2 protein-coding genes are annotated in these 2,165 nt (G+C 42.2%); both read left to right on the forward strand.

What is annotated here, in order from left to right:
• The coding region (gene uvrB / locus GMD4S_RS11930; RefSeq protein ID WP_000001710.1) for an excinuclease ABC subunit UvrB at window positions 1-1,468 on the forward strand (1,468 nt) is incomplete at its 5' end.
• 15 nt (window positions 1,469-1,483) lie between these two features.
• A complete protein-coding gene (locus GMD4S_RS11935) occupies window positions 1,484-2,110 on the forward strand; it encodes an NAD(P)H-dependent oxidoreductase (RefSeq protein ID WP_000699273.1) in 627 nt (208 codons plus the stop codon).
• Window positions 2,111-2,165 lie beyond the last annotated feature (55 nt).

The following is a 2,165-nucleotide window of genomic DNA, read 5'->3' on the forward strand; positions in this document are numbered from 1 at the left end:
TGATAAACTCTTGAATGACTTGGTTGATATCCAATTTGAACGTAATGATATTGATTTCCAACGGGGAAGATTTCGTGTGCGTGGGGATGTGGTGGAGATTTTCCCAGCTTCTCGTGATGAACACGCTTTTCGAGTAGAGTTTTTCGGGGATGAGATTGACCGTATCCGTGAAGTTGAGGCTTTGACAGGTCAGGTATTGGGAGAAGTCGATCATTTGGCGATTTTCCCTGCCACTCACTTTGTGACCAATGATGACCACATGGAAGTTGCGATTGCGAAAATTCAAGCAGAATTAGAAGAGCAGTTAGCTGTCTTTGAGAAGGAAGGCAAACTGCTAGAAGCCCAGCGTTTGAAACAGCGAACAGAGTATGATATTGAGATGTTACGTGAGATGGGCTATACCAACGGTGTTGAAAACTACTCACGCCACATGGATGGTCGTAGTGAAGGAGAGCCTCCTTATACGCTTCTCGACTTTTTCCCAAATGATTTCTTGATCATGATTGATGAAAGTCACATGACCATGGGGCAAATCAAGGGCATGTATAATGGAGACCGTTCTCGTAAGGAAATGTTGGTCAATTATGGTTTCCGTTTGCCGTCTGCCTTGGACAATCGCCCTCTCCGTCGGGAGGAGTTTGAAAGTCATGTGCACCAGATTGTTTACGTTTCAGCGACACCAGGTGACTATGAAAATGAACAGACCGAGACAATAATTGAGCAAATCATTCGTCCGACAGGACTTCTAGATCCTGAAGTGGAAGTTCGTCCAACTATGGGACAGATTGATGACCTCCTAGGTGAAATCAATGCCCATGTTGAAAAGAATGAACGGACCTTTATTACCACCTTGACTAAGAAAATGGCAGAAGACTTGACCGACTACTTCAAAGAAATGGGCATCAAGGTCAAGTATATGCACTCGGACATCAAGACCTTGGAGCGGACGGAGATTATCCGTGACCTACGCTTGGGTGTTTTTGATGTCTTGGTCGGAATCAACCTGCTCCGCGAAGGGATTGACGTACCTGAAGTAAGTTTGGTTGCTATTCTAGATGCTGACAAGGAAGGCTTCCTTCGTAACGAACGTGGCCTCATCCAGACCATTGGCCGTGCTGCCCGTAATAGCGAAGGGCATGTAATCATGTATGCGGACACGATGACTCAGTCTATGCAACGTGCCATCGATGAAACGGCTCGCCGTCGGAAAATCCAGATGGCTTATAATGAAGAGCATGGTATCGTACCTCAAACCATTAAGAAAGAAATCCGTGACCTGATTGCTGTGACCAAGGCAGTTTCTAAGGAAGAGGACAAGGAAGTCGATATCAATAGCCTCAACAAACAAGAACGCAAAGAACTCGTCAAGAAACTGGAAAAACAAATGCAAGAAGCCGTCGAAGTGCTTGACTTTGAACTGGCAGCTCAGATACGCGATATGATGTTGGAAGTCAAGGCGTTGGGGTAGTGAAGGAGAAAACGAATGAAAATTTTAGTCATCAATGGACATCATGACAAGGGAAGTTTCTGTCAAGAAATTTTTCAAACGATTGTAGAAAATATTGACTCAAATCATCATGAGCTTGAATCTATTAACCTAAATGAGATAGATTTTGATCCTGTATTACGTTATGGTTATCGAAAACGGATGGAAGAGGACCCCTTCATACTTCGCTCTCAGGAATTAATTCAGTGGGCAGATCATTTCATTTTTGTTTATCCAATTTGGTGGAGTAGTATGCCTAGTTTATTGAAGGGTTGGATTGATCGTGTTTTCACGCCAGGAATTGCGTACTCTGCCAATAATCAAGGAAGTTTTATTTTAAACTACTTAAGGGGTCAGCAGTTTAAAAAGTTACTAAAAGGAAAAACAGCTAGTATTTACGCAACATCCATGGCACCAACATGGTGGTACAAAGTATTTTCAGGTCCTATCAATATCCCAGACAGTTATGGAATATCAGTATTAAAGAATGCTGTCCTAAATCACTGCGGTATTAAAACAAAGAAAGTTTCAATTTTGGGTGAGTTAGGGCGTGAGGTGAATACAAATTCTACAAGACAAAAATATCTACAAAAAGTAGCTGATGAAGTCAAGGCGTTGGATTAGGAAAAAGTATGGTTTATTTAAGAAAACTAAATGAAGAAGATTTGGTGTCTTTGTG

The sequence above is a fragment of the Streptococcus sp. GMD4S genome (genome assembly GCF_000296955.1).

What these genes read in the sequence shown, in the direction of transcription:
- GMD4S_RS11935 (WP_000699273.1), top strand. Translation starts at nt 1,484, where the DNA reads ATGAAAATTTTAGTCATCAATGGACATCATGACAAGGGAAGTTTCTGT.